Annotated in this window: 23 protein-coding genes; 13 read left to right on the top strand and 10 right to left on the bottom strand. The window is 69.0% G+C overall.

The features are described from left to right. The first annotated feature begins 41 nt into the window (after nucleotides 1–41). Nucleotides 42–881: an aldo/keto reductase gene (locus ASD38_RS11120; RefSeq protein ID WP_056440510.1), complete on the top strand. Its 840-nt coding sequence runs from the start codon at nucleotides 42–44 to the stop codon at nucleotides 879–881. A 24-nt stretch (nucleotides 882–905) separates the two neighbouring features. On the opposite strand, the gene ppk2 is transcribed toward ASD38_RS11120, so the two are convergent. Beyond that, nucleotides 906–1,667 (bottom strand): polyphosphate kinase 2, encoded by a 762-nt coding sequence (gene ppk2, locus ASD38_RS11115; protein ID WP_056460074.1) that lies wholly within the window; start codon nucleotides 1,665–1,667, stop codon nucleotides 906–908. 46 nt (nucleotides 1,668–1,713) lie between these two features. Here ppk2 and ASD38_RS11110 point away from each other — a divergent pair, with 46 nt between their 5' ends. After that, complete coding sequence (locus tag ASD38_RS11110) at nucleotides 1,714–2,430, top strand: 16S rRNA (uracil(1498)-N(3))-methyltransferase (protein ID WP_056460071.1); 717 nt, start codon at nucleotides 1,714–1,716, stop codon at nucleotides 2,428–2,430. A 135-nt stretch (nucleotides 2,431–2,565) separates the two neighbouring features. Beyond that, nucleotides 2,566–3,924: a glutamate--cysteine ligase gene (locus ASD38_RS11105; protein WP_056460068.1), complete on the top strand. Its 1,359-nt coding sequence runs from the start codon at nucleotides 2,566–2,568 to the stop codon at nucleotides 3,922–3,924. 24 nt (nucleotides 3,925–3,948) lie between these two features. Here ASD38_RS11105 and ASD38_RS23870 read toward each other — a convergent pair whose 3' ends face one another. Both ASD38_RS23870 and ASD38_RS11100 read right to left on the bottom strand, forming a co-directional pair. Further along, nucleotides 3,949–4,104 (bottom strand): hypothetical protein, encoded by a 156-nt coding sequence (locus ASD38_RS23870; protein WP_156390662.1) that lies wholly within the window; start codon nucleotides 4,102–4,104, stop codon nucleotides 3,949–3,951. 113 nt (nucleotides 4,105–4,217) lie between these two features. After that, nucleotides 4,218–4,772, bottom strand: coding sequence for a DUF427 domain-containing protein (locus ASD38_RS11100; protein ID WP_056440519.1), 555 nt, complete (start codon nucleotides 4,770–4,772; stop codon nucleotides 4,218–4,220). A gap of 183 nt (nucleotides 4,773–4,955) precedes the next feature. On the opposite strand from ASD38_RS11100, the gene ASD38_RS11095 reads away from it, so the two are divergent. Next, nucleotides 4,956–6,857: a peptide MFS transporter gene (locus ASD38_RS11095; RefSeq protein ID WP_056440520.1), complete on the top strand. Its 1,902-nt coding sequence runs from the start codon at nucleotides 4,956–4,958 to the stop codon at nucleotides 6,855–6,857. Nucleotides 6,858–6,989: 132 nt separating this feature from the next. Next, nucleotides 6,990–8,735 carry a flavin monoamine oxidase family protein gene (locus tag ASD38_RS11090; protein WP_056460065.1) on the top strand — a complete coding sequence of 582 codons (1,746 nt, stop codon included), beginning with the start codon at nucleotides 6,990–6,992 and terminating at the stop codon, nucleotides 8,733–8,735. 12 nt (nucleotides 8,736–8,747) lie between these two features. Here ASD38_RS11090 and ASD38_RS11085 read toward each other — a convergent pair whose 3' ends face one another. Then, entirely contained in the window at nucleotides 8,748–9,215 is a 468-nt protein-coding gene (locus ASD38_RS11085) for a cupin domain-containing protein (protein WP_056460060.1), read from the bottom strand. Between the two features lie 2 nt (nucleotides 9,216–9,217). After that, nucleotides 9,218–9,964, bottom strand: coding sequence for a hydroxyacylglutathione hydrolase (gene gloB / locus ASD38_RS11080; protein WP_056460057.1), 747 nt, complete (start codon nucleotides 9,962–9,964; stop codon nucleotides 9,218–9,220). 102 nt (nucleotides 9,965–10,066) lie between these two features. Here gloB and ASD38_RS11075 point away from each other — a divergent pair, with 102 nt between their 5' ends. Both ASD38_RS11075 and ASD38_RS11070 read left to right on the top strand, forming a co-directional pair. Further along, complete coding sequence (locus tag ASD38_RS11075; RefSeq protein ID WP_056440528.1) at nucleotides 10,067–10,873, top strand: class I SAM-dependent methyltransferase; 807 nt, start codon at nucleotides 10,067–10,069, stop codon at nucleotides 10,871–10,873. Between the two features lie 29 nt (nucleotides 10,874–10,902). Beyond that, the gene (locus ASD38_RS11070; protein ID WP_012284474.1) at nucleotides 10,903–11,247 is read left to right on the top strand and encodes a P-II family nitrogen regulator; all 345 of its coding nucleotides are present in this window, start codon (nucleotides 10,903–10,905) and stop codon (nucleotides 11,245–11,247) included. 9 nt (nucleotides 11,248–11,256) lie between these two features. On the opposite strand, the gene ASD38_RS11065 is transcribed toward ASD38_RS11070, so the two are convergent. After that, nucleotides 11,257–12,813, bottom strand: a complete 1,557-nt coding sequence (locus ASD38_RS11065) for an MFS transporter (RefSeq protein WP_056460054.1) — start codon at nucleotides 12,811–12,813, stop codon at nucleotides 11,257–11,259. Between the two features lie 92 nt (nucleotides 12,814–12,905). Between ASD38_RS11065 and ASD38_RS11060 the strand changes: the two genes are divergently transcribed. After that, nucleotides 12,906–14,441: a phospholipase D-like domain-containing protein gene (locus ASD38_RS11060; RefSeq protein ID WP_056440531.1), complete on the top strand. Its 1,536-nt coding sequence runs from the start codon at nucleotides 12,906–12,908 to the stop codon at nucleotides 14,439–14,441. Here the strand turns inward: ASD38_RS11060 and ASD38_RS11055 are convergent. From ASD38_RS11055 to metX, 3 genes are all read right to left on the bottom strand, one after another. Then, a complete protein-coding gene (locus ASD38_RS11055) occupies nucleotides 14,371–15,174 on the bottom strand; it encodes an endonuclease/exonuclease/phosphatase family protein (protein ID WP_056440533.1) in 804 nt (267 codons plus the stop codon). The genes ASD38_RS11060 and ASD38_RS11055 overlap by 71 nt on opposite strands. Beyond that, nucleotides 15,171–15,839, bottom strand: a complete 669-nt coding sequence (gene metW, locus ASD38_RS11050; protein WP_056440534.1) for a methionine biosynthesis protein MetW — start codon at nucleotides 15,837–15,839, stop codon at nucleotides 15,171–15,173. Before metW ends, ASD38_RS11055 begins: the two co-directional genes overlap by 4 nt. Before the next feature lie 154 nt (nucleotides 15,840–15,993). Next, nucleotides 15,994–17,145, bottom strand: coding sequence for a homoserine O-acetyltransferase MetX (gene metX / locus ASD38_RS11045; protein ID WP_056440536.1), 1,152 nt, complete (start codon nucleotides 17,143–17,145; stop codon nucleotides 15,994–15,996). A gap of 77 nt (nucleotides 17,146–17,222) precedes the next feature. Here metX and ASD38_RS11040 point away from each other — a divergent pair, with 77 nt between their 5' ends. The 5 genes from ASD38_RS11040 to ASD38_RS11020 are packed head-to-tail and all read left to right on the top strand — an operon-like array spanning nucleotide 17,223 to nucleotide 21,398. Continuing rightward, nucleotides 17,223–17,735, top strand: coding sequence for a SixA phosphatase family protein (locus ASD38_RS11040; protein ID WP_056460050.1), 513 nt, complete (start codon nucleotides 17,223–17,225; stop codon nucleotides 17,733–17,735). Next, nucleotides 17,732–18,076, top strand: a complete 345-nt coding sequence (locus tag ASD38_RS11035) for a DUF952 domain-containing protein (RefSeq protein WP_056460047.1) — start codon at nucleotides 17,732–17,734, stop codon at nucleotides 18,074–18,076. The genes ASD38_RS11040 and ASD38_RS11035 overlap by 4 nt, the downstream gene beginning before the upstream one ends. Beyond that, nucleotides 18,073–19,140: a quinone-dependent dihydroorotate dehydrogenase gene (locus ASD38_RS11030; protein ID WP_056460044.1), complete on the top strand. Its 1,068-nt coding sequence runs from the start codon at nucleotides 18,073–18,075 to the stop codon at nucleotides 19,138–19,140. The genes ASD38_RS11035 and ASD38_RS11030 overlap by 4 nt, the downstream gene beginning before the upstream one ends. Beyond that, the gene (locus tag ASD38_RS11025; protein ID WP_056460042.1) at nucleotides 19,137–19,874 is read left to right on the top strand and encodes a TVP38/TMEM64 family protein; all 738 of its coding nucleotides are present in this window, start codon (nucleotides 19,137–19,139) and stop codon (nucleotides 19,872–19,874) included. The genes ASD38_RS11030 and ASD38_RS11025 overlap by 4 nt, the downstream gene beginning before the upstream one ends. 9 nt (nucleotides 19,875–19,883) lie before the next feature. Next, on the top strand, nucleotides 19,884–21,398 hold the full coding sequence (locus ASD38_RS11020) for a sensor histidine kinase (protein ID WP_056440546.1): 1,515 nt from the start codon (nucleotides 19,884–19,886) through the stop codon (nucleotides 21,396–21,398). A 53-nt stretch (nucleotides 21,399–21,451) separates the two neighbouring features. Here the strand turns inward: ASD38_RS11020 and ggt are convergent, their stop codons facing one another. Further along, nucleotides 21,452–23,167 carry a gamma-glutamyltransferase gene (gene ggt, locus ASD38_RS11015; protein WP_056460039.1) on the bottom strand — a complete coding sequence of 572 codons (1,716 nt, stop codon included), beginning with the start codon at nucleotides 23,165–23,167 and terminating at the stop codon, nucleotides 21,452–21,454. Nucleotides 23,168–23,298 lie beyond the last annotated feature (131 nt).

The raw sequence follows: 23,298 nt of genomic DNA, 5'->3' as shown, positions 1-23,298 counted from the left end.
ATCGGCAGACCTCCTCCTCCCTCGCCCTTGGAAGATCCGTCATGCCCCATTCCATCCCCGACATCCGCGCGGGCGACGTGGCCATGCCGGTCATCGGCCTGGGCACCTGGCAGCTTGACGATGGCGCCGCCCAGCCGATCGTCGAGAAGGCGCTGGAGCTGGGCTACCGCCACATCGACACCGCCCAGGCCTACCGCAACGAGCAGGACGTCGGGGCGGCCCTGGCGGCGACCGGCGTGCCGCGCGACCAGATCTTCCTGACCACCAAGGTCTGGGTCGACCAGTTCGCCCAGGGCGACCTGCAGCGGTCGGTCGAGGGGAGCCTCAAGCGCCTGAGGGCGCCGCAGGTCGACCTGCTGCTGCTGCACTGGCCCAAGCCCAAGCCGGCCCTGGCCGAGACCATGGCGGCGCTGAACGACGTCCACGCCCGCGGCCTGGCCCGCGCCATCGGCCTGTCGAACTTTCCCTCGGTCCTGATGGCCAAGGCCCAGGCGGCCTCGGAAGCGCCGATCGCCACCAACCAGGTCGAGTATCATCCCTACCTGTCGCAGAAGACCTTGCTGGCCAAGGCCAAGGCGATGGGCTCGACGATCACCGCCTGGTCGCCCCTGGCCCAGGGCAAGGTGGCGACCGACCCGGTGCTGATCGAGATCGGCGAGGCCCACGGCAAGACCCCGGGCCAGGTGACCCTGCGCTGGCAGGTCCAGCAGCGCGTCGCGACCATCCCGCGGACCCGCAACCCGGCCCGCCTGGCCGAGAACTTCGACATCTTCGACTTCGCCCTGTCGGACGCCGAGATGGCGCGGATCTTCGCCCTGGCCCGGCCGGACGGACGGCTGGGAAACTGGCTGGATCCGGCGTTCGCGTGGGACGTGGACTAAGGCCTTCGACCAGAGGGGAAGGATCTACCGCGCCAGCCGTCCGTCCGTCAGCGCCGTCGGCTCGAAGCTGAAGATCACCTCTGGGTCCGGTGACTTGAGGCCCTTCAGCAGCTTCTTGGGCGCCGCGACATGCAGGATCCAGCGCAGGATGTTCAGCCGCGCGGCCTTCTTGTGGTTGGCGCGCACGCAGATCCACGGGACCGGCGTGGAGTGGGTGCGCATCAGCATCTCGTCGCGGGCCGCCGTATAATCGTCCCACTTGGCCTGGGCCACGGCGTCCAGGTCGCTGACCTTGAAGGCCTTCAGCGGCTCCTCGCGGCGGGCCTTCAGGCGCTTGGCCTGGGTCTCCTGGTCGATGTCGAGCCAGAACTTGGTCATCCTGACCCCGTTCTCCACCAGCATCAGCTCGAAGGCCGGCGCGTCGCGCAGGAACTGCTCCTGCTCCTGGGGCGTGGCAAAGCCCATCACCCGCTCGACCCCGGCGCGATTGTACCAGGAGCGGTTGAACACCACGGCCTCGCCGGCGGCGGGCAGGTGGCGGACATAGCGCTGGAAGTACCACTCGCTTCGCTCGCGGTCGCTGGGCGCGGGCAGCGACATCACGCGGGTGGCGCGGCGGTGGGCGTGTTCGGTCACCCGGGCGATGGCCCCATCCTTGCCGGCGGCGTCGCGGCCCTCGAACAGGGTCACCGTCTTCCAGCCCTCCTTGATCGCCTGCCGCTGCAGGCCGATCAGCGCCAGCTGCAGATCGCGGAGCTCGGCTTCGTAGTCTTCGGACTTGCTCATGGCGCGAGCCTACCCCCGGACGGTTCAGTTGCGCTAGAAGAGCGGCATGATCCGTCTTTTCGTTCCCCATCCGCTCAAGGCCGGCGCCGGCGTCGCGCCCACCGTCGACCAGTCGCGTTACCTGACCGCCGTGATGCGGCTCAATGTCGGCGACGAAATCCTGGTGTTCAACGGCCAGGACGGCGAATGGCGCTGCAGCCTGACCGAGGCCGGCAAGCGCGGCTGCCTGCTGCGCTGCGAGGTCCAGACCCGCGCGCAGGACCACGCCCCCGACCTCGACTTGGTGATCGCCATGGTCAAGCGCGGCCGGGTCGAGACGATCGTCGAAAAGGCCGCCGAGCTGGGCGCGCGCCGGGTGCGCCTGACCCAGACGCGGCGGACCAATGTCGACTTCCTCAAGCTGGGCCGCCTGGACGCCATCGCCATCGAGGCCGCCGAACAGACGGGCCGCCTGGACGTGCCGACCATCGACGACCCCATGAAGCTGGACAAGATCCTCGATACCTGGGATCCGGCCCGCCGCCTGGTCTTCTGCGACGAGGGCGGCGACGCCAAGGGCATGATCGAGGCCCTGGCCGGGACGTCGGCTCCCGCCGCGATCCTGATCGGTCCGGAAGGCGGCTTCGCGCCGGAGGAGCGCGAGCGCCTGCGGTCGCTGCCCTTCGTCATCCCGGTGTCATTAGGCCCTCGCATCCTGCGCGCCGACACCGCCGCCATCGCCGCCATGACCTTGTGGCAGGCGGCGGTCGGGGACTGGCGGTAGCAGGGTCTGTTGCGAAAGGCTGGGCGGCCCCCTTGAGGTTCGCTAAGAAAACGCCCAACTGCGCAGCACGATAGTTCGCGGCCTGGTCGGAGGGACGTCCCCTCCCTTCTTGAAGCGTGTTTGGGAGGGAAGCCGATGGCCGAAGCCATGAGCCAGGAGCGTCCGCTGACGCTGGACGATCTGACCGCCTATTTCGCGCAGGGCTCCAAGCCCAAGGACCAGTTCCGCGTCGGCGCCGAGCACGAGAAGTTCGGCTTCTACCTGGGCTCGCACGCGCCGGTGCCCTACGAGGGCGACAAGGGCGTGCACGCCCTGCTGACCGGCCTGCAGCGCTTCGGCTGGAAACCGGTGATGGAAGGTCCGACGATCATCGGGCTGGAGCGCAACGGCGCCAATGTCAGCCTGGAGCCGGGCGGCCAGTTCGAGCTTTCCGGCGCGCCGCTCAAGACCATGCACGATATCTGCGAGGAGACCGGCCAGCACCTGGACGAGGTCAAGACCGTGGCCGACGAGCTGGGCCTTGGTTTCCTGGGGCTGGGCTTCTCGCCGGTGTGGAAGCGCGAAGACGTGCCGGTGATGCCCAAGGGGCGGTACGTCATCATGCGCAACTACATGCCCAAGGTCGGCGGGCTGGGCCTGGACATGATGCTGCGCACCTGCACGGTGCAGGCCAATCTCGACTTCTCCAGCGAAGCCGACATGGTCGCCAAGTTCCGCATGAGCCTGGCCCTGCAGCCGATCGCCACGGCCCTGTTCGCCAATTCGCCGTTCACGGAAGGCAAGCCCAACGGCTTCCTGTCGGCCCGCGCCAACGTCTGGACCGACACCGACGCCGACCGCACGGGCTTGCTGGACTTCGTGTTCGAGGACGGTTTCGATTTCGAGCGCTACGCCCGCTACGCGCTGGACGTGCCGATGTACTTCGCCAAGCGCGGCGACAGGTACATCGACCTGGCGGGCCGCAACTTCCGCGACTTCATCGACGGCAAGATCCCCGAACTGCCGGGCGAGCACGCCTCGATCAAGGACTGGGCCGACCACACCACCACCCTGTTCCCCGAAGTGCGGTTGAAGACCTATCTGGAGATGCGCGGCGCCGACGCCGGGCCGTGGAGCCGTCTCTGCGCCCTGCCGGCCCTGTGGACGGGCGTGTTCTACGACGACGCGGCCCTGGCCGCGGCCTGGGACCTCTGCAAGCATTGGACGGCCGAGGACCGCGCCGGCCTGCGCCGCGACGTGCCGAAACTGGGCTTGAAGGCCGTGGTGGCCGGCCGCACGGCCCAGGACGTGGCCAAGGATTTCGTGGCCATCGCCAAGTCGGGCCTGAAGTCGCGCGCCCAGCTGAACGGCGGCTTCCTGGACGAAACGATCTATCTGGGCGACCTCGAAGAGATCGCCGCCAGCGGGATCACTCCGGCCGAGCGGCTGCTGTCGCTCTACAACGGCGCCTGGAACGGCGACATCAACCGGGTGTTCGAGGACTTCGCGTACTGAGGCGCGGGGAGCGCGCCCCGGCGGTCAGAAGATCGCGCGGACCGCCGCGATGATCCCGACCCACGCCAGGACGCTGGTCAACACCACCGCCAGCCGGCCCCAGGCCAGCTTCGCGCGAGCGGGGCGTGACAGCGTGCCGGACGACGGCCGCAAACCGGAATCATAACCGACGTAAGCCACGACGTTTCTCCCAGGGCGCCTCTCTGCGGGAGGCTTCACGCTTCAGCGTTCAGGCCATTGCAGCGCTTGAAAGGTTAACGAACACTTTACAGTTGCAGGTGGTGGAACGTGGCTCAGATCGATCCGGTTCCCTCGTAGGGCCGCGCCACCGTCCCGGGTCCGTCCTCGCGGATGTCGTCGCCCTCCCAGGCCTGGTCGTCGGGCATCGAGACGTTGGCTTCCCAGTGCTCGGCCTGGCTGGCGCCGGAGCCGCTGTCGGTGTGGCGGACCACCTCGTTGACGTCGATGGCCTTGGTTTCTGCCGCGGTCAGGCCGGCGCGCTTGAAGTCCACATGCTCGGGATAGAAGGCCAGGCGACCGGCGATCTGGCTGACGCCGGGCAGGGGGTTCTCGTACGACCAGACCGCGTTCTCGATGATCTGGGCGTCGCGATGGATCGTGTAGTAGCTGGCCTGGCCCTTGTGGGGGCAGTAGGTGACCTTGTCGGTCTTCCGCAGGAAGTCCATGGCCACGTCGGCGCGCGGGAAGTAGCGCACCGGGGCGTAGTCGGCCTCCTTGAGCACCAGCACATCGCCGCTGTCGGCGATCTCGTGGCCCTCGAAAAGCACCTCCACCCGCCCGTCTTCGCGCGAGCAGGTGATGGGATGGTCCTGGGTCGGATTGGTCATGATGAATCTCCCGCCTGACAGGGGCGTCGCCTAGGAAACGCGCGGCGGGGGAGCCCGGGTCCGAAGCGGCAAGCCATTGCTTGTGAAACGCAAAGCGCCGTGATCTTCTCCCCGCCAATTGGGGAGGGGAGGGCGAAACCACCTGTCGGTCGCCCGACCACTTGTACGTTTCAAGGTTCGTGAATGAATATCGTTGTCGCCGCCGGCATCCTGGTCACCCTCGTGACCGGTATTCCCGTGCTTATTCAGCTGCTGCGGGGCCATCCGCGCGGCCTGATCATCTGCTTCCTGGCCGAGATGTGGGAGCGCTTTTCCTACTACGGCATGCGCGGGCTGCTGATCTTCTATCTGACGCAGCATTTCCTGTTCGACCCCAAGGTCGCCAGCGGCCACTACGGCTCCTACACCTCGCTGGTCTATATCGTGCCGCTGCTCGGCGGCTTCCTGGCCGACCGTTACCTGGGCACCCGCAAGGCCGTGGCCTTCGGCGCCATCCTGCTGGTGGCGGGACACCTGGCCATGGCGGTCGAGGGCCGTCCGGCGACCCAGACGCTGACCTACGCCAACCAGACCTACGAGTTCCAGGTCGAGGGCCGCGGCGAGGCCCGCGTCGCCCGGATCGTCGTGGACGACAAGCCCTATGAGGTCGCCGCCAACGACAAGGGCGACTTCGAGATCAAGAACCTGCCAGCCCAGGCCGCCTTGCCGGCCGTCCTGGCCAAGGGCCAGTACAAGCTGGGCGTGAAAGACCGCGATCCGCTGTACCTGAACATCTTCTGGCTGGCCCTGTCGCTGATCATCGTCGGGGTGGGCTTCATGAAGGCCAATGTCGCCACCCTGGTGGGCCAGCTCTATCCGCAGGGCGACCCGCGCCGCGATCCGGGCTTCACCCTCTACTACTACGGCATCAACCTGGGTTCGTTCTGGGCGGCCATCCTCTGCGGCCTGCTGGGCGTCAACCTGGGCTGGGCGGCGGGCTTCGGCATGGCCGGGATCGGCATGCTGGCCGGCTTCGTCATCTTCGTGCTGGGCAAGCCCTGGCTGCTGGGCAAGGGCGAGCCGCCGGAAATGGGCAAGCTGAAGGCCCCGGTGCTGGGCCCGATCAATCGCGAGGGCCTGATCTACGCCGCCTCGCTGGGCGTGGTCGGACTGATCTTCTTCCTGGTTCAATTCACCCCCGTGGTGAACGTCACCCTGATCGCCGGCATGTTCGGCTCGCTGGGCTACATCCTGTGGTTCGCCTTCGCCAAGTGCGAGAAGGTCGAGCGCGAGCGGCTGCTGCTGGCCACGGTGCTGGTGCTGGGCGCGGTGGTGTTCTGGACCCTGTTCGAGCAGGCCGGCTCGTCGCTGAACCTGTTCGCGGCGACCAACGTCAACCTGGTCCTGCTGTCGCATCCGGTTCAGTGGTTCGGCGGCGCGGTCGTGCTGGGCGCGCCCGAGCAACTGGCCGCGGCGGGCTGGAGCACGTCCGGCAAGCTGTGGGTCAACACCTCGTTCAACGCCGCCCAGACCCAGGCGATCAACGCCGGCTGGATCCTGATCTTCGCCCCCGTCTTCGCAGCCCTCTGGACTGTCCTCGGCAAACGTGGCCGCAATCCGGGCCCGATGATCAAGTTCGGCCTGTCGCTGATCCAGGTCGGCGCGGGCTTCCTGATCCTGCTGCTCGGCGCCCACTTCGCCGACGGCGCGTTCCGCATGCCGCTGATCTTCCTGGTCGTCATGTACATGCTGCACACCTCGGGCGAGATGTTCATGTCGCCGGTCGGCCTGTCGCAGATGACCAAGCTGTCGCCGCTGTCGATCGTCTCGTTCGTGATGGCGGTCTGGTACATGGCGCTGGCCATGGCCAACCTGTTCGGCAGCTGGATCGCGGCGATCGCCTCGTCCGAGACCATCGGCGGCCAGGTGCTGGATCCGGGCGCGGCCATGATCCAGTCGCTGCTGGTGTTCAAGATCATCGGCCTGATCTCGATCGGCATCGGCGTGCTGTTCCTGGCCCTGTCGCCGATCCTCAAGAAATGGTCGCACGGCTCGGACGACACCAACCCCGAGCCGGCCGCTGGGCCGGCCTCGATCGCCCCCTAACGACGAAGGCCCCGGAGTGATCCGGGGCCTTTTTCAAGCCCGACGCCCAAGCTCCAAGTTGACGCGAAATGTTCGCCAGCGCACGCTAGGGTCGACTTCAGCGGCGCGAAGCCGCCGTCTCGGGAGGGCGTCATGGGAACCACCTACACCATCTTCGGCGCGGGGCCGGCGGGCCTCTACACGGCCTGGCGGCTGATCACCGGCGGCAAGGCCGTGGCGGGCGACAGCGTCGAGCTGATCGAGTGGGGCGACTACGCCTTCGACGGTCCGGGCTCGGGCACCCGCCTGCCGGCCGGACGGATCGTGACCCATTTCTGCGACGACGACCCGACCCAGTCCTATGTCGAGGCCGGCGGCATGCGGTTCATCGAGTGGGACGGGACCCAGGGCCACCAGCTGGTCACCCTGACGATCAACATGCTGGGCCTGACGCCCAAGGTGGTGCCGTTCAACACCACCACCGACCCGCTGCTCTATCTGCGCGGCGAGCACATCTACCAGAAGAACCTGGCCACCCAGAACGCGCCCTACAACACGCCGGGCAACAACGCCGCCCCGGCCGCGACGCTGTTCGCCAACATCTCCAACCTGATCACCGGCGTCCCGGCCCCCTCGACCCGCACGGCCCAGTGCGCCTTCTATGGCGACGGGACCCTGCCCTCGACCTTCAACTCGTTCGTCTATGCGCCGCGCTCGACCGCGGGCAACATCGGCTACTGGAACATCTTCTACGACCAGGCCGGCAACGAGGGCTACGAATACGCCTCCGACGCCGGCGGCTACACGTCCAACGTCATCAACTGGAACGCCGCCAACGCCGCGGTCTACAACAGCGAGTTCGCGCCCGGCGGCCAGTTCAAGACCGTGCAGGGCGGCTATTCCCAGGTCTTCGTCCAGCTGTTCCAGCAGACTCGGACCGCGGCCCAGACGGCCAGCGTCGCGTTCTCGCTGCAGGCCAATACGCGGTTGCACTCGATCTGGCTGGCGGACGGGGTGATCCATTACCGCCTGGCCAGCGCGGCCGACCCGTTCAAGGGCGGGGCGACCCTGACCACGCCCAACGCCTTCCTGGCCATGCCGCCGGCCTCGCTGGACCTGGTGGCCGAGGCCACGCGCTACGCCGACCTGCCGGAGGGCACGCTGGACGTCATGAACGCCCGGCCGGTGCAGCTCTATATGGACGGGGTGATCCGCCAGCCTTCGATGCGGGTGATGCTGTTCTTCGACAGCCCCTGGTGGCTGGACTGCCCCTATCCGCCGGACCTGACCAGCGACGGCCTGCCCAACACGTTCGGCCCGACCATCACCGACCTGCCCCTGCGCCAGGTCTACTATTTCGGCGACAACAGCGACGGCAATCCCAACCCGGTCTACGGCGTGCTCGCCTCGTACGACGACATGCAGTACGTGCAGTTCTGGCAGGAGCTGGAGCTTCACGTCGACGAGCGCCGCACCATTCCGCTGGAAGAGGACTACCAGGTCCTGCACGCGCCGGCGCCGGCCAACGAGACCATGATCCGCATGGTGCTGCTGGAGCTGGCCAAGGTGCACTACGGCAGCCCCGACGACGCCTACAAGATCCCGTATCCGGTCTCAGCGGTGTACAACGACTTCTCGTTCAACCCGTTCGGAGCCGGCTACCACGCCTGGGCGGCGCACTACGACATCTGCGACGTGATGCAGCGGATTCGCCAGCCCACCGGCCTGGTGGACGGCGCCCCGGCCGCCAACCTGTTCATCATCGGCGAGGCCTATTCCAATGACCAGGCCTGGGTGGAGGGGGCGTTCTGCACGGCGGAGTCGGTGCTGGTCGACTACTACGGCATGACCACAATCGCCGACACGACCAACTATCCGCTGATCTGCGCCTGCCCCTAGAGCCGCGCCAACCTAGGGACGTCGCGGCTTCTGGGAGTGGGGTCGCCAGTCCTTGGGCGCCAGTTCGAAGCCGTCGAAATCGAACCCCGGGGCGACGGTGCAGCCGACCAGGGTCCAGGCTCCGAGGCTGGCCGCGGTCTGCCACCAGCCGGTCGGCACCACGATCTGCGGGCGGGCGCCGGCTCGCAGGTCGGGACCCAGGATGTGGCTGGCCGCGGCCTGGCCGTCGGGGGGCGACAGGGTGAGCGACAGGGGCGCGCCCGCGTAATAGTGCCAGACCTCCACCGCGTCGATCTTGTGCCAGGCCGACCGCTCCTCGGCCTGCAGCATGTAGTAGATCGCGGTCGAGGACGGGCGGCCCTCTTCGGCGGGCATGTCCTTGAAGGTCTGCCGGTACCACCCGCCCTCGGGGTGCGGCTGCAGGTCCAGCAGGCGAATGATCTCGTTGCCGCTCAGGTCGCTGGAGATTTCCGACAACATGCTCACCCCTTGAAGCTGTCCTTGGCGGAGCGAATCTCGCCGAACGCCTCCGCGGGCGCCAGATGGGGACGCAGCAGGGGCGCGCGCAAGAACGGATTTGTCGCCTTTTCAAGGCCGATGGTGGTCGGCACGGTCGGTTCGCCGCGCTCGCGGGCGGCGAACACGGCCTCCGCGCGATCCTTGAGCGCCGGATCGTCGTCCACCGACAGGGCGAAGCGGGCGTTCGAGGCGGTGTACTCGTGGGCGCAATAGACGGTGGTGTCGTCGGGCAGGGCGGCCAGCTTGGACAGCGAGCCCCACATCTGTTCGGCCGTGCCCTCGAACAATCGGCCGCAGCCCAGGGCGAACAGGGTGTCGCCGACGAAGGCGATATGATCCTGGGCGTCGTGATAGGCGATGTGCCCCAGGGTGTGGCCGCCGGTGTCGATCACCGCCAGGGGCGTGTCGCCCAGCATCACCGTGTCGCCCTGGCCGACGGCGCGGTCCAGCGGCGCGATACGGGTGACCTCCGACGGGCCGACGATCGTCGCGCCGGTCGCCGCCTGCACGGTCGCGTTGCCGCCGGCGTGGTCCGGGTGCCAGTGGGTGTTGAGGATCAGGTCCAGTTTCCAGCCCAGCTTGGCCAACTGCGTCAGGATGGCGTCGGCGTCGGGCGTGTCGATCGTCGCCGTGGTTCCGGTGGCGTCGTCGCGCACGAGAAAGCCGTAATTGTCCGACAGGCAGGCGAACTGGTGGACGGTCAGCGACATGCTCTCGACTCCGAACTAGGGGCAGCCATGCTCTTTAGGTGTTGGGCGTGACGCGAAGGGCGGGCCCGCCTACATAGATGAAGCGATCGATCGGGAGACTCAATGCGCCGCGACGTGCTCGATCTCAGAGCCTTCTACGCCAGTCCGCTCGGACGCGCGGCCCGCGAGATGCTGGGCCGCAAGGTCGAGGAGGCCTGGGGCGACGCGCGCGGGCTGGACGTCCTTGGCCTGGGCTACGCCACGCCCTTCCTGGAGAAGGCCCGCACCCAGGCCCGCCGGGCGGTGGCGGCCATGCCGGCCACCCAGGGCGTCGAGGTCTGGCCCAGCGGCGGCGCCAACGCCGCGACGCTGGTCGAAGAGACCGCCCTGCCGTTCGCCAACGCCATGTTCGACCGCATCCTGGCCGTCCACGCCCTGGAGGAGGCCGACGACCCGGCCGCGGTCCTGCGCGAGATCTGGCGGGTCATGGCGCCCTCGGGCCGGCTGATCGTCGCCGTGGCCTCGCGCGACGGCCTGTGGGCCGGGGCCGAGAGCACGCCCTTCGGCCACGGCCGGCCGTTCAGCCGCCATCAGCTGGAGGCCCTGCTGCGCGAGGCGGACCTGGAGCCCGCCGGCTGGACGAGAGCCCTCTACGCCCCGCCCATGCCGGTGGCGGCCCGCTGGGCCGAAGGGTTCGAACAGGTGGGCGCCCGCCTGTGGCCGCGTTTCGCCGGCCTGATCCTGATGGAGGCGGTCAAGCAAACCTTCGCGGTCAAGCCGCGCGGCAGCCGTGAACGGGTGCGGGTGTTCGCGCCGGGCGTGCTTTCGCCCTCGCCGGGCGGTCCGGCGCCTGTTCGAAAGGCGCCGCGTAATCTAAATGCCGCAAAGCCCTTGGAGCCATCGATTCCCGGGCCTAGCCTCAGGTCGTAGAATAAGCCGTCGTCAGCGGGAGCCGCGCCATGAAGATGATCGTCGCCGTAATCAAGCCCAGTCGTCTGGACGCCGTGCTTGAGGCGGTCACCGAGGCGGGCGCCTCGGGTCTGACGGTCACCGAGGTGCGCGGCTATGGCCGACAGAAGGGCAAGACGGAGGTCTACCGCGGCGCCGAGTACGAGGTGAAGCTGCTGCCCAAGGTCAAGCTGGAGATCGCCGTGGCCAACGACGTGGTCGAGCCGGTGGTCGAGGCCCTGCAGCGCACCGCCAACACCGGCAAGATCGGCGACGGCAAGGTGTTCGTCATGGACCTGGAACAGGCCCTGCGCATCCGCACCGGCGAACGCGACGCCGCGGCGATCGCGGGCTAGCCCCTACCCCTACCCCTCCAGCTCCCGAAGGTCCCGTCCGCGGGTCTCGGTCCCGAACCATGAGACCAGCGCCAGGGCGAGCGCCAGCGGCGCGATGATCATCAGGGCGGCGATCTTCAGGGGCGGCACCGCCGCCAGGATGCCCAGAAGTTGGGCGATCAGCCCGCCCGACTTGCTGCACGCCGCCACCCAGCCGGTGGCCCGGCCGCGAATCCGCAGCGGGAAGCTCTCGGCCGTATAGGGCAGCAGGATGGCCAGCAGGCCGTTGGTGCCGATGATCATCAGGGCGACCGGCAGCACCGGGCTGACGCCGGGGCCGATGGTCAGCACCCCGGCCACGCCCAGGGCGCTGATCGCGATAGTCGTCGCCAGCGCCCACTTGGTGCTCCAGCGGCTGTAGAGGAAGGCGCAGACGAAGACGGTCGGAAAGGCGATCAGGGCCGACTTGGCCAGCAGCTGGCTCGAGACGCCGACGCTGTGGCCCTCGGCGACCAGCTCGGCCGGCAGCCACAGCAGCAGGCCGAAATTGACCAGGCCCCAGGCCACCGCCGCGATGCTCAGCGCCACCGTCTTGCCGATGAAGCGCCGCTCGACCGGCGGCGGGGTCAGGACGTGATGATGATCCTCGGGGTTGTCGGCCTTCTCGCGGACCACCGAGCCAAACCGCTTCATCACCGCGTGGGCGGCGTCGGTTCGGCCGATCGTGACCAGGAACTTGGCCGATTCCGGGATCGCGCCGGACAGGGCGATCAGGATCAGGCCGGTCGGCAGGTTGAGGAACCACATGATCCGCCAGCCGAACTCCGGCTGCAGCCAGGCCGAACAGCCGGACGAGGCCAGGTAGCCGCCCACCGCGCCCAGCCCGCCGACCAGCACGAGGGCCCAGCCGCGATGCTTGGAGGGCATGGTCTCGGCCAGAAGGGCGTAGACCACCGGCAGCAGCCCTCCGGCCGCCGCGCCCATCATGAAGCACATGATCACGTTCCACCAGAAATCGGGCATGGCGCCGCAGATCGAGGTGCCGACGAACATCACCGCCGACAGCAGGATCGAGGCCCGCCGCCCGAAGACGTCGGCCAGGGCGCCCCAGATGATCGAGCCGGTCACCGTGCCGCTCAGGGCGGCGAAGGGCAGCCAGGCGACCATGGCCTTGCTGACTCCGTATTCCTTGATCATGCCGGGCACCACGAAGCCCAGGCTGGCGGGCTTCATGATGTCGATGATCAGGGCCACGACCAGCACCAGCATCAACCTCCAGTGGGCCAGCCCCAGCGGGGCGTCCTCCGGCGGGGTGACCTCGATCGTGTGCTCCAGGTGGTGGTCGATCCCGCGCCGAGGCAGCAGGCCCCAGCCCGCCAGGGCGCAGCCGGGCGGAATGATCAGCATGCCCACGGTCATGCCCAGGTCCATCTTCATCCCGGACAGCTGGTAGCCGATGTCGGCGCCCATCAGGTACATCGGCACGTGCAGGACGACGCCCGTGGTGACCACCAGGCAGCCCAGCCAGAAGGCCCACAGGCGCTGGCGGTCGGCGAGGACGTGGTGGGCGGGCGTCTGGGTTGTCATGGGCGTCCAACAAACATGCGGGAGACTTCTATCCAAGCGGAGCCATAACATGGGTCCGCGCGTTGACGAATTTCCATGGCACAAGGGGCGATATGGCCGACGACGCATCCTCGCTGACTTCCGTTACGCTGCTCCGACCGGGCGCCACGTGCTGGCGCGTGGAGCAGGCCGACCGGCTGGCGCTGTTCATCGACAACGACGAGGCGTTCGACGCCCTGAAGGCCATCCTGTTGTCGGCCAGGAAGTCGATCTGGATCCTGGCCTGGGTGTTCGACCCGCTGACCCGACTGGACCCCGATCGGGTCAGGAAGAGCCGCGACCCGGCCCATGTCGACCGCATCGGCCTGTTGCTGCGCCGGCAGGCGGCGCTGAACCCGGCGCTGGACGTGCGGATCCTGGTCTGGGACATGCCGTTCCCGATCGCCGCCTCGCAGCTGTTCGGCCCGCATCGCGGCCAGGTGTTCTTCACCGGCTCGCGGGTCAAGTACCACCTGGACAACACCCTGCCGGCCAGCGCCTGCCATCACCAGAAGGTGGTCGTGGTCGACGGCTCGGTGGCCCTGGTCAGCGGCGGCGACATCGGCGTCGACCGCTGGGACACCACCCAGCACCTGGACAACGACCCGCGACGTCGCCTGCCCACGGGCCATCATTATCCTGCTCGCCACGAAGTGGCGGCCCTGGTCGACGGCAAGGCGGCCGAGGCCCTGGGCGACCTGTTCATCGCCCGCTGGAACCGTTCGACCGGCGAGGCGCTTGAGCGGTCGGAAAAGCCCGAGGAGACGCCCTGGCCGGACTATCTGGTCCCCGACCTGCGCAACGCGCCCGTCGGCGTCTGCCGCACCCAGCCGGCCTGGAAGAGCGATCCGGAGATCAACGAGTCGATGCTGATGCACCTGGCCAGCATCAGGTCGGCCAAGCGCCTGATCTATCTGGAGAACCAGTACCTGACCTCGCCGATCATCGTCGAAGCCCTGGCCGATCGCCTGGCCGAGCCGGACGGCCCCGAGGTGGTGACCGTGGGGCCGGCTCAAAGCCCTAGCTATTTCGACCAGATGACCATGGACAGCGCCCGCACCTCGGCGATCAATCGCCTACGCGAGGTCGACGCCCACGGCCGCTTCTCGGCCTTCAGCGCCCGCACGCCCAAAGGGGGGGCGATCATCGTCCATTCCAAGGTGACGATCATCGACGACCGCTTGCTGCGGCTGGGCTCGGCCAACCTCAACAACCGCTCGATCGGGCTCGACACCGAATGCGACATCGCCTTCGAGGGAACCGACGAGACCAGCCGCGCCGCGATTCGCGCCTTCCTGGGACGGCTGATCGGCCACTTCCTCGACCACGAGACCGAGCACGTGCTCGAGACCTACGATCGCCTGGGCGGCCTGGCGGCGACGATCAACGAACTGGATCGCAAGGGCGGGGCGCCGCGCCGCCTGGCCCCGGTGCCGATCAAGGCGCTGACCGGCGTGCAGCAGTTCATCGCCGACTGGAGCCTGGGCGACGCCATCTCGCCCATCGACGCCTGGCGGCCCTGGGGCCGCCGCAAGCGCCTCAAGCGCGAGCTGCACCGCCTGATGGACGGTCATCAGTCGCCGCTGCTGCCGGGTCACCTGCAGGACTGATCTCCAGGTCGATCACCAGCGGCAGATGGTCCGAGGCGGTCCGCGCCAGGGCGCCGTAGGGCGAGCGCACCCCCACCGTCTCCACGCCCTTGGTCAGGAAGACGTGGTCGATGCGCATGAACGGGAAGTTCGAGGGGAAGGTCGCGGTCGGCGTCCGGGTCCAGGACGCGCTCCGGGTCTGAGCGTCGCGCAGGACGGTCTTCAGCAAGCGGTAGGTGGCCGAATAGGGCGTGGCGTTGAAGTCGCCCAGCAGGATGCCCGGAGCCTTCCAGTCCTCGTGCGCCATCCATTGTTCGCCCAGCAAGGCCGCGGCCTGACGCTTCTGCTCCTGGGGCACCAGGCCCAGGTGGGTGTTGATGATCTGCACGGGCGTGCCGCCGACGTCGACGGTGACCCAGATCGCGCCGCGCGGCTCCAGGCCAGGAATGAGCGGATACAGCGGCAGGCCGCCGGCCCTGACCTTGCGCTCGGGCAGGGCGGTCAGGATGGCGTCGCCGTAGAGCTCTTCCTCCACCGCCATGGCCGGATGGAAGTGCGAGCGCATCTTCAGCAGCTCGGCCAGGCGGTGAGCCTGGTCCACGCCCTTGGTGCGGGCCCGGCGGACGTCCAGCTCCTGAAGCGCCACCACGTCGGCGTTTTCCGCAGCGATGACCTCGGCCACCCGCTCGACATCGAGCTTGCGGTCCGTGCCCACGCAACGGTGGACATTGTAGGTCATGAGACGAAGCTTCATCCGTCGAAGAGATCGCCTGAAGGCGCTGGAGGTTCCGCCGATGACAAAGGCTGGGCGGGCTCGGGATTGCGGCTGAGCATGAACAGGCAGGTTTCCGCCCGCCAGTTCTCGAGGGCCTTGGTCGGGTCGATCTGCCGGGCCGGACCCTTGCCCGCGAAGGCGGCGCAGGCGTCGATGCGGACGCCGAGGTCCTCGGTCAGGGCCAGGAAGTCGGCCAGGGTGCACAGGTGGATGTTGGGCGTCGCCCACCAGGGCAGGGGCAGGGCCTCGGTCTCGGGCATCCGCCCGCGATGCAGCAGCGACCAGCGCACGCGCCAGTGGCCGAAATTCGGGAACGACACCACGGCCCGGTCGGCGATCCGCAGCAGCTCGTCCAGCACGTGACGCGGCCGGCGCGTGGCCTGCAGGGTCTGGGACAGCACGGCGTAGTCGAAGGTGCGGTCGGGGAAGTGGTCCAGGTCCTGGTCGGCGTCGCCCTGCACCACCGACAGGCCGCGCGACATGCAGGCGGCCACGCCCTCGGCGCTGATCTCCAGCCCCCGGCCGTCGACCTGCTTTTCCTTCGTCAGCAGGTCCAGCAGCACGCCCTCGCCGCAGCCGACATCCAGCACGCGGGAGCCCGGACGGACAAGGCGCAGGATCTCCTTGAAGTCTTCGCGGATCATCAAGCTCCTCCCCCCATGGGGGAGGTGTCGGCGCAGCCGACGGAGGGGGGAGTGATCGGCAGGTGATCGGAACCCGGATCGACGATCCGAAGACTCCCCCCACCGGCCTTCGGCCGCCTCCCCCACAGGGGGAGGGCCTGGTTCACGCGAACCATCACAGTCCTCTTTCCCGTTCCACCGAGCTCAGGAAGCCCTGCAGCGCCGCGTCCATCACCGGCTCGTCCAGCAGGAAGGCGTCGTGGCCCTTGTCGCTCTCGATCTCGACGAAGGCCGCGCGGCAGCCGGCGGCGGTCAGGGCGCGGACGATGTGGCGGTTCTCGGCGGTCGGATAGAGCCAGTCGCTGGTGAACGACAGCACGCAGAAGCGCACGTGGCGCGCCTTGGCGAAGGCCTGGGCCAGCACCCCGCCATGGCTGGCGGCCAGGTCGAAATAGTCCATCGCCCGGGTGATGTAGAGGTAGGAGTTGGCGTCGAAGCGGTCGACGAAGGTCGCCCCCTGGTGACGCAGGTAGCTCTCCACCTGGAAGTCGGCGTCGAAGCCCCAGGACAGGCCGTCGCGCTGCAGTTCGCGGCCGAACTTTCGCTGCAGGGCCGGTTCGGACAGATAGGTGATGTGAGCGGCCATCCGCGCGACGGCCAGGCCCTTTTCCGGACGCGACTTGCCCTGGGCGTAGGCCCCGGCCTTCCAGTCGGGGTCGGCCATGATCGCCTGGCGGCCCACCTCGTGGAAGGCGATGTTCTGGGCCGAGTGGCGCGAGGCCGAGGCGACGATCACCGCGCTGAACAGCTTGTCCGGGTAGTCGGCCGCCCACTGCTGGACCTGCATGCCGCCCATCGAGCCGCCGACCACGGCCAGCAGGGTTTCCACCCCCAGCGCTTCGACGAGCATGGCCTGGCCGCGCACCATGTCGGCGATGGTGATCACCGGGAAGGTCAGGCCGTAGGGCTGGCCGGTGGCCGGGTTGATCGAAGCCGGGCCGGTCGAGCCCATGCAGCCGCCGACCACGTTCGAGCAGATGATGAAGTGCTTGGCCGGGTCGATCGGCTTGCCCGGGCCGACCAGACGGGTCCACCAGCCGGGTTTGCCGCTGACCGGGTGGGTTCCGGCCACATGCTGGTCGCCGGTCAGGGCGTGGCAGATCAGGATGGCGTTCGTGCCGTCCGGGTTCAGCGTGCCCCAGGTGCGGTAGGCGATCTCCAGGTTTTCCAGATGAGCGCCGGAGTCGAGCCGCAAGGGCTGGTGGGGCGGGAACCGCCAGGTTCCGCCCTCCGACAGCACAGCCCCGGCGAAATCGAGATTTGCCATGCCCGCCTTGGACCGCTTGGCGCCTTCCGTGTCAACCGCGCGCTTCCGGAGCGCTCCGGTGAAGGCTATGGAGGATCATGGACCGACTGATCCTCATGCGCCACGGCAAGGCCGAGCAGCACGCCGCTTCGGGCGGCGATTTCGAACGCGCCCTGGCGTCGCGCGGCCAGAACGACGCCGCCCTGATGGGCAAGGTCCTGGCCAAGGCGGGCCTGTCGCCTGACCTCGCCCTGGTCTCCTCGGCCCGCCGCACCCGGGAGACCTGGGAGGCGGCCGCGCCGGCCTTTTCCAAGGCGCGGGTCGAGACCCGCCGCGATCTCTATCACGCCGAGCCCCAGGACGTGCTGGCGGCGATTCGCGACGACGCGCCCGATACCGGAACCGTCATGGTCGTGGGCCACAATCCCGGCCTGCACGAACTGGCCCTGCGCCTGGCCATGGGCGGCCCGGCCGACCCCGCCAAGCTGGCCCAGCTGCGCGGCAAGTTTCCCACCGCGACCGTCGCGGTGTTTTCGATCGATCCCGACGGAGCCCCGACCTTGAGCCACCTGTTCTATGCTTCGGAAAACGGCGGGCACGGCGGCGAATGAGCAAGATCTACAAGATCCTTCCAAAAGCCGAGTGGGACGCCGCCCGCGCCGCGGGGGCCTTCGCCGGTTCGGCGGTCGATCTGGCCGACGGCTTCATCCACTTCTCCGGTCCGGACACCGCTCAGCGAACCGCCGAGCTCTACTTCAAGGACCAGGCCGGCCTGATGCTGCTGACCGTAGAGGCCGACGACCTGGGCGAGGCCCTGAAATGGGAGGCCTCGCGCGGCGGGGCCCTGTTTCCGCACCTGTTCCGCGACCTGAAGGCGGACGAGGTGATCGCCGAGCGTGCGCTCGAACTCGACGCCGACGGCGTGCCGATGCTGGGCGAGCTTGCCGCATGAGCCTTCACGACATCGCCTCGCGCGCCCTGCACGCGCTCGACCCCGAGGACGCCCACGGCTGGGCGATCAAGGGCCTGAAGATGGGTTTGGGTCCGCGCCAGATGGACGTCGACGACCCCATCCTGGCCTGCACGGTCGCAGGCTTGCCGCTGTCCAACTGCGTGGGCCTGGCCGCCGGCTTCGACAAGAACGCCGAGGTCCCCGCCGCCATGTCCCAGGCCGGCTTCGGCTTCGTCGAATGCGGCACCGTCACGCCCCTCGCCCAGGCCGGCAATCCGCGCCCGCGCCTCTTCCGGCTGACCGAAGACCAGGCGGTGATCAACCGCATGGGCTTCAACAATGAGGGCCTGGAGCCGTTCGCCGCTCGCCTGTCGGCCCTGAAAGCCCGGCGGGCTGGGGGCGTGGTCGTCGGCGCCAACATCGGGGCCAACAAGGACGCCACGGACCGGATCGCCGATTATGTCACCGGCCTGACGCGACTGTGGGGCCTGTCGGACTATTTCACCGTCAACATCTCCTCGCCCAATACGCCGGGCCTGCGCGCCCTGCAGACCAAGGCGGCGCTGGAGGAACTGCTGGGCAGGATCGCCGAGGCGCGCGGTCTGCTGAAGGCGGCCGGCACGGTCGACTATCCGATCTTCCTGAAGGTCGCGCCCGACCTGGAGGACGGCGAGGTCGAGGCCATTGTCGAGACGGTCACGGCCAACGGCCTGAACGGCGTCATCGTCAGCAACACCACCATCGCCCGCCCCGCCGACCTGGTCTCGCCCCACAAGGGCGAAAGCGGCGGTCTTTCCGGCAAGCCGCTGCTGAGCGCCTCCACCGCCATGCTGGCCCGCTTCCACGCGGCCAACCGCGGGCATCTGGCGCTGATCGGCGCGGGCGGGATCGCCAGCGGGGCCGACGCCCTGGCCAAGATCCGCGCCGGAGCCTGCGCCGTGCAGCTCTATTCGGCCCTGGTCTATGGCGGGCCGGGCCTGGTCCAGCGGATCAAGACCGACCTGGCCGCCCGGCTGCGCGCCGAGGGCTTCGCCTCGGTGACCGACGCGGTCGGCGCGGGATGACGCCCGACGCCACCCTGGCCTGGCTGCGGCGCTTCGGGCCGTTGGCCGCTTTGCTTATCCTGCTGGTCGTGGCCCTGGCCACCGGCCTGGCGGGCAAGCTGAACCTCGAGACCCTGCAGGCCCAGGGCCAGGCCTTGCAGGACTACGCCGCGGTGAACCCGCTGAAGACCGCCGCGATCTACATCCTGCTCTATGTCGCCACCGTCTCGATCTCGCTGCCCGGCGCGCTGATCCTGTCCCTGACCGGCGGCTTCCTGTTCGGACCGATCGGCGGCGGGGCGGCGGCGGTGACCGGCGCGACCGGCGGCTCGACCGTGGTCTATCTGGTCAGCCGGTCGGCCTTCGGCAACTTCCTGCGCCGCAAGCCCGGCGCCTTGCTGGCCCGGGTCGAGGAGGGGTTCAAGGCCGACGCCTTCTCCTATCTTCTGACCCTGCGCCTGATTCCGGCCTTTCCCCTGCTGCTGGTCAACGTCGCCTCGGGCCTGATGAACATCCCCGTGCGCACCTACCTCTTGGCCTCGTTCCTGGGGATGATCCCCAGCTCGTTCGTCTATGCCGGCATCGGCGCGGGCCTGGGCCATATCTTCGCCAGCGGCGAGCCGGTGACGATGCACACCCTGTTCTCGCCGCGCATCTATCTGCCGATCGCGGCGATGGGCGCCCTGGCTCTCTTGCCGCCGCTATGGCGCTATTGGCGACGCCGACGCGTTGCCGAAGCCCCAGACCTGAAGTAACCCAGACAGATGACCGAGCCGGTCACGCCGTCCGTTCCGGAAAAAGCCAAGCCAGGGCGTCGCTTCCCATGGCCCGGCGGCCTGTCGGCGCGTCTGCTGCTGCTCACCGCCCTGTTCGTGGCCCTGGCCGGCGCCGTCATCCTGCCCCCCGCCCTGGCCTATTTCGAGGAGCAGTGGCTGCTGGACCGCGTGCGAGCCGCCGAACTGGCCTCGACCATCGCCGACGCCGATCCCGAGCGGCGGGTGACCGACAAGGTCTCCCAGCAGCTGCTGGACCAGGCCGGGGTGGTGATCGTGGCGCTGGAGGTCGACGGCGCCCGCCGCCTTGTCCTGCCGTCCGAACCGCGCGGCCTGAAGATCAAGCCGCCCTATCTGGTCGATCTGCGCCGCCAGAACCCCGGCTCGTGGCTGGCCGCCCCGTTCTTCACGCTGAAGAGCGCGCCGGGCAGCATGGTGCGGGTGATGGCCGAGCCGCGCTTCCGCCAGGAGGCCGAGTTCGTCGAGATCGTCCTGCCTGACGCCCAGCTGAAGGCGCAGCTGGTCGCCACCCTGGGGCGCCTGGCCGCCGTGACGCTGTTCGTGGCGGGCCTGGCCGGGGGGTTGATCTATCTGTCGCTGAACTTCCTGCTGGTGCGGCCCATGCAACGCATCACCCAGGCCATGGAGCGGTTCCGCGCCGATCCCGAGGATCCGGCCGCCCGGGTCGTGGTCTCGCGTCGCCGCGACGAGATCGGCCGGGCCGAGCGCGAGCTGGACATGATGCAGTCCGACCTGATCACCGCCCTGCAGGCCAAGGCCCGCCTGGCGGCCCTGGGCGAGGCGGTGGCCAAGATCAATCACGACCTGCGCAACATGCTGACCAGCGCCCAGATGGCGTCCGACCGCCTGGCCGCCCTGGGCGATCCCAAGGTGGCCCAGGCCCTGCCGCGCCTGGAACGCGCCCTGGACCGCGCCATCACCCTGGCCAGCGACGTGATGGCCTACGGCAAATCCAAGGAGCCGGCCCCGGCCTTGCGCACCACGCCGTTGCGCGCCGCCCTCGACATGGCCGCCGAGGACGCCGGCCTGCTGCCCTCCGGCGTGGCCCTGGAGACCGTGATCGACAGCCGTGAGCAGGTGATCGCCGATCCGGACCAGCTGCACCGCATCCTCACCAACCTGCTGCGCAACGCCCGCGAGGCCATCGAGGGCGCGCCCGACCGGGGCGGCAAGGGCCGGGTGTTCGTCGAGCTGCGCCGGGCCGAGGGCATGAGCGTCCTGCGGCTGTCCGACGACGGTCCGGGCGTGCCGGAGAAGGCGCGCAACAATCTGTTCCAGCCGTTCGTGGGCTCGGTGCGGCGCGGCGGCACGGGTCTTGGCCTAGCCATCGCCCGCGAGCTAGCCCAGGGCCACGGCGGAGACCTGGCCCTGGTCGAGACCGGACCGGGCGGTTCGGTGTTCGACCTGACGCTGGCGGGGACGCCCGAGCCGCTGCCGGAAGCGCCGCCCGAGCCGGTGAAGCCCAAGGCCAAGTCCAAGCCCTAGGCATCTAGATCACCGCTCATCCCGGCGAATGCCGGGATGAGCGGATGTAAGAACTACAGCCCCTTCGCAACCCCCTCGCGTCGGGGATCGGCCCCGCCTTCCAGAACCCCGCCCGGCCGCACGATCACGCCGTGCAGGCCTGAGTTCTCGTTCTGGCCGGTCCTCAGCGCCACGCCCCGCGCCTGCAGGGCCGCGGTCATCTGCGGACCGAACTTCTCGACGTCGCCCGAGAAGCTGTCGCCGCGCGCCACCAGGTTGGGCAAGGCCACGGCCTGCTGCATCGTCAGGCCCCAGTCGAACACCCCGACCATGGCCTTCAGATTATAGGACAGGATCGCCGAGCCGCCGGGCGAGCCCAGCGCGGCCAGGAACTTGCCGTCCTTGTCGAGGACGACGATCGGGACCATCGACGAACGCGGCCGCTTGCCGCCGGCCACCGCGTTGGCGGCCGGCGCGCCGTCGCCGTCATGCGGGTCGAAGTTGAAGTCGGTCAGCTGGTTGTTGAGGAAGAAGCCGCCGACCATCCGGCCCGAGCCGAACACGCTCTCGACCGTGGTGGTCATCGACACCACGTTGCCCATCGGATCGACGATGACCATGTGGGTCGTGCCCGCCGGCTCCTGGGTCTTGTCGGGGCCGACGACCGGCGCGCCCTTGGGCTGGCCGAAGCTTGGGGCCGGACCGGCGGTCTGCCCGATCAGCTTGGCGCGCTCGGCGACATAGGCCGGGTCCAGCAGGCCTTCGACGGGCACCTTCACGAACGAGGGGTCGCCGACATAGCGGTCGCGGTCGGCGTACATCACCCGTTCGGCCTGCGCCAACAGGGTCCAGGCGACCGGATCGTTCGGCCCGCGCTGGGCGATGTCGGTGTGCTCCAGCATCATCAGGGCCTGGATCACCGACACCCCGCTCGACTGCGGATTGGGCACGCAGACGGTGTAGACCTTCCACGGCCGGCACAGGGCGTCGGCCGAGCGCGGCTTGTAGGCCTTCAGGTCCGCCAGGGTCATGGCGGAGGCCAGTTCGCCCTGGTGCAGCCGGTCGACGATCTTCTGGGCCAACGGGCCCTCGTAGAGGGCGCTGGGGCCCTTGCTGGCCAGGCCGCGCAGGGTGGCGGCGTAGGCCGGATTCCTCAGCGTGTCGCCGGCCTGGTAGCGCTGGCCGTTCGGCTTGGTGAAATAGGCGACCGCGTCGGGCGCCTGGCCCTGCGGGATGCGGGTGCTGTTGATCATGCCCGCCAGGCGCGGGCTGACCGTGAAGCCGTTGTCGGCCAGGCCCTCGGCGTCCTTGAACAACGTGCTCCAGGCGGCCTTGCCGTGCTCCTTCTGGGCCTGGGCCAGCATGCCCACGGCCCCCGGCACGCCCGTCGAGCGACCTGAAAGAACGGCGGCCACGAAGCTCAGCGGCTTGCCGTCGGGACCCATGAACAGCTGCGGGGTCGCCCCTTGCGGCGCCTTCTCGCGGCCGTCATAGGCGGTCACCTTGCCGGTCTTGGCGTCGTAGAACATCAGGAACGAACCGCCGCCCAGGCCCGAGCTCTGCGGCTCGACCAGGCCCAGCACGGCCTGCACCGCCACGGCCGCGTCCACCGCCGTGCCGCCGTCGCGCAGCACGCGCAGGCCGGCCTCCACCGCCAGCGGATTGGCCGCCGCCACCATGCCGCTCGGCTTGTAGGCCGCCGCCGCAACCGCGACCGGAGGTCGGGCCTCCGCCGAAAGCGGCGCGCAGCCGGCGAGCAGGGCGAGGAGCAGCGGAGCAATCAGGCGCATGGCGAACTTTCGACGAAGGACCCCGGTCATGGGAGGCCTGGCACGGAAACGGGGAGCTTGCCGTCGCGATCCCCGCGCGGCCAGACCCTCTTCCTCAAGAAGGGAGCGGAGCCTCGCGGGTCAAGGCCCGC

It is taken from the genome of Caulobacter sp. Root487D2Y (assembly GCF_001427165.1).
Classification (GTDB): domain Bacteria; phylum Pseudomonadota; class Alphaproteobacteria; order Caulobacterales; family Caulobacteraceae; genus Caulobacter.
The sequence above is the reverse complement of the archived record's forward strand: the minus strand, read 5'-3'. Positions and strand labels throughout refer to the sequence as shown.

What these genes read in the sequence shown, in the direction of transcription:
- ggt (WP_056460039.1), bottom strand. Translation starts at nt 23,167, where the DNA reads ATGCGCCTGATTGCTCCGCTGCTCCTCGCCCTGCTCGCCGGCTGCGCG.
- ppk2 (WP_056460074.1), bottom strand. Translation starts at nt 1,667, where the DNA reads ATGAGCAAGTCCGAAGACTACGAAGCCGAGCTCCGCGATCTGCAGCTG.
- gloB (WP_056460057.1), bottom strand. Translation starts at nt 9,964, where the DNA reads ATGTCGCTGACCGTCCACCAGTTCGCCTGCCTGTCGGACAATTACGGC.
- ASD38_RS11035 (WP_056460047.1), top strand. Translation starts at nt 17,732, where the DNA reads ATGAGCAAGATCTACAAGATCCTTCCAAAAGCCGAGTGGGACGCCGCC.
- ASD38_RS11120 (WP_056440510.1), top strand. Translation starts at nt 42, where the DNA reads ATGCCCCATTCCATCCCCGACATCCGCGCGGGCGACGTGGCCATGCCG.
- ASD38_RS11055 (WP_056440533.1), bottom strand. Translation starts at nt 15,174, where the DNA reads ATGAAGCTTCGTCTCATGACCTACAATGTCCACCGTTGCGTGGGCACG.
- metX (WP_056440536.1), bottom strand. Translation starts at nt 17,145, where the DNA reads ATGGCAAATCTCGATTTCGCCGGGGCTGTGCTGTCGGAGGGCGGAACC.
- ASD38_RS11065 (WP_056460054.1), bottom strand. Translation starts at nt 12,813, where the DNA reads ATGACAACCCAGACGCCCGCCCACCACGTCCTCGCCGACCGCCAGCGC.
- ASD38_RS11095 (WP_056440520.1), top strand. Translation starts at nt 4,956, where the DNA reads ATGAATATCGTTGTCGCCGCCGGCATCCTGGTCACCCTCGTGACCGGT.
- ASD38_RS11070 (WP_012284474.1), top strand. Translation starts at nt 10,903, where the DNA reads ATGAAGATGATCGTCGCCGTAATCAAGCCCAGTCGTCTGGACGCCGTG.
- ASD38_RS11025 (WP_056460042.1), top strand. Translation starts at nt 19,137, where the DNA reads ATGACGCCCGACGCCACCCTGGCCTGGCTGCGGCGCTTCGGGCCGTTG.
- ASD38_RS11105 (WP_056460068.1), top strand. Translation starts at nt 2,566, where the DNA reads ATGGCCGAAGCCATGAGCCAGGAGCGTCCGCTGACGCTGGACGATCTG.
- ASD38_RS11090 (WP_056460065.1), top strand. Translation starts at nt 6,990, where the DNA reads ATGGGAACCACCTACACCATCTTCGGCGCGGGGCCGGCGGGCCTCTAC.
- ASD38_RS11040 (WP_056460050.1), top strand. Translation starts at nt 17,223, where the DNA reads ATGGACCGACTGATCCTCATGCGCCACGGCAAGGCCGAGCAGCACGCC.
- ASD38_RS11020 (WP_056440546.1), top strand. Translation starts at nt 19,884, where the DNA reads ATGACCGAGCCGGTCACGCCGTCCGTTCCGGAAAAAGCCAAGCCAGGG.
- metW (WP_056440534.1), bottom strand. Translation starts at nt 15,839, where the DNA reads ATGATCCGCGAAGACTTCAAGGAGATCCTGCGCCTTGTCCGTCCGGGC.
- ASD38_RS11100 (WP_056440519.1), bottom strand. Translation starts at nt 4,772, where the DNA reads ATGACCAATCCGACCCAGGACCATCCCATCACCTGCTCGCGCGAAGAC.
- ASD38_RS11085 (WP_056460060.1), bottom strand. Translation starts at nt 9,215, where the DNA reads ATGTTGTCGGAAATCTCCAGCGACCTGAGCGGCAACGAGATCATTCGC.
- ASD38_RS11075 (WP_056440528.1), top strand. Translation starts at nt 10,067, where the DNA reads ATGCGCCGCGACGTGCTCGATCTCAGAGCCTTCTACGCCAGTCCGCTC.
- ASD38_RS11030 (WP_056460044.1), top strand. Translation starts at nt 18,073, where the DNA reads ATGAGCCTTCACGACATCGCCTCGCGCGCCCTGCACGCGCTCGACCCC.
- ASD38_RS11110 (WP_056460071.1), top strand. Translation starts at nt 1,714, where the DNA reads ATGATCCGTCTTTTCGTTCCCCATCCGCTCAAGGCCGGCGCCGGCGTC.
- ASD38_RS11060 (WP_056440531.1), top strand. Translation starts at nt 12,906, where the DNA reads ATGGCCGACGACGCATCCTCGCTGACTTCCGTTACGCTGCTCCGACCG.